Origin of the sequence: Aurantibacter sp., from assembly GCF_039941195.1 — a bacterium.
In the GTDB taxonomy this organism is placed as follows: Bacteria; Bacteroidota; Bacteroidia; order Flavobacteriales; family Flavobacteriaceae; genus Aurantibacter_A.
In genome coordinates this window covers 1-1,925 of the sequence record NZ_JBDVFA010000055.1, presented here as the reverse complement: position 1 = coordinate 1,925, position 1,925 = coordinate 1, and the positions used below count along the sequence as shown (strand labels likewise).

The window sequence follows — 1,925 nt, the reverse complement described above, 5'->3', positions numbered from 1 at the left end:
GAACAATTAAGAAATCAATTAGATGAAAGAGATGAACATTTAAAATCACAAGCATTTGAACTTGATAATTTACATAAAGAAAATAACGACCTAAAAACTCTGATTTCGAATAGTAGTGATAATAATAAAGACACTGAAAATTCAATTTATGAAAAACAGTATCAAGATTTTAGCGAATCTGACCTTTTTGATTTTTTCAGAGAGATTGGAATTACAATTAGAAATAGAGGAGAATTCCCACACGGAATAAATGAAATAATAAAAGAAAAGTTTTTAGTTCAAAATATTGTAGAAGAAGTTAGAGGAGAAAATGAATTATATTATAGATTCACAAATAAAGGTTTACTTTTTTGGAAAATTAAAATATCACTTCTGGAAAATAAATTATGAACGAAAAAAGAACATTCGGAATAAAAACGTTGGTTAACAAAGTACTGTGGTAAAAAACAAGTAAAAACTCATTAATTTTTTAATAAAGTACTTCTGTAATTATTATCATAACTTAGTCCTGATTTTGCTATTGCAAAAGCCTGTTTTAATAGCTTATTACAAACGGCTATTAAAGCTAATTTTTTACTCTTCCCTTTGGCTACTAATCTATCATATATTGCTTTGCAAGCATGGTTATATTTACAGGCATTAAAACTGCACATAAATAATAAATTTCGAAGCTTTTGATTCCCTATTTTACTAATTCGCGGACGTCCTTTTACACTACTTCCACTTTGACGGATCACTGGTGTTAAACCTGCGTAACTACACAATTCACTTCCGCTTGTAAAACGATCAAATCCATCGGTTAAAACCACTAGCATTAATGATGTTTTGGGACCAATTCCTGGAATACTTTTTAAGCGTGTTAAAACATCTTGATGCACTTCTTTTACTAAAACTAACAATTTATCTTCTATCATTTTTAGCTCTTTCTCAACCTGTTTTAAACTGCGTTTTAAAGAGCTAACTACTACTTTACTTGGATTGCCTAAAACAGCTTCGCCATGTAGTTTGTTTTTTAGCATTGTGCTTTGTTTTGTATACACACCAAGGAGTCTGGTCATTTGAAGACATTCTAATTGATGCTTTGAGTTGCCTTTCCAGAGCTTTAATTCTACATGTTTGGCATATTCACAAATCAACTTAGAATCACTTTTGTCTGTCTTTATTTTAGACAACTTCATTTGTATAAATCGTTTTACGGCTAAGGGATTTTCTACCGAAACTTTAACCCCCTTCTTCTTGTAAATAATAAGCTAATTGGTAATGATAATAACCCGTAGCTTCCATTACACAATGACTATTAAAATCTAACAGTTTTGCAAACTTTTTAAACCCAGAAATACTGTTTTTAAATTGGTAATAATTACCATCAGAATCTGTTACATCAAAAACTAAATGACTGATGTCAAGTCCAAAATATTTTATATCTTTATTCATAACAAAATGTTTTTTGAAATCAAGGAACGAAGATTCACGAATTCCAATTTATTGAAATATTATAAAATGAGTAAAGGACAAGCTACGCGAGTTTCAACGACTTAAAATCGAGGTCTAAAAGCCTCATAGAACTGTACGAAATCTGGGTAGAAACCGAAGCATGAGGTTCGTGAATACTATTAAAAACAAATAAGAAAAAGGAACAAAAAGAGAAGGGATTTTCAATGTTGACGAGATCATAGTCTCTGCGTATATATTAACCTTATTCCTCTCTTTTGTGCTTTCTGTTTATGTTTCTAATTTAATGAATTACAAACTTAAGCCGTGTATAATTAATTGCTAGTTCTAGCCTACTTACGAAAGTCCTCGCGGACTTTCTATCTGTGATTTATTTGCTAAATTTAGTGCTTAAACACGCAACGAAATCATGCACAAACACGTTGGCATTAATTAAACAAAATGAAAAAACTAAAAAACTGTATTTTAAATCA

The 1,925-nt window shown here is 30.1% G+C and carries 1 protein-coding gene and 1 pseudogene; one reads left to right on the top strand and one right to left on the bottom strand.

Annotated features, from left to right (window positions below; genetic code table 11):
* A partial coding sequence (locus ABJF52_RS09270; protein ID WP_348149337.1) for a hypothetical protein occupies window positions 1-390 on the top strand: 390 nt, incomplete at its 5' end.
* Between the two features lie 71 nt (window positions 391-461).
* Here the strand turns inward: ABJF52_RS09270 and ABJF52_RS09265 are convergent.
* Window positions 462-1,434, bottom strand: a pseudogene (locus ABJF52_RS09265) (IS110 family transposase).
* Window positions 1,435-1,925: the final 491 nt, after the last annotated feature.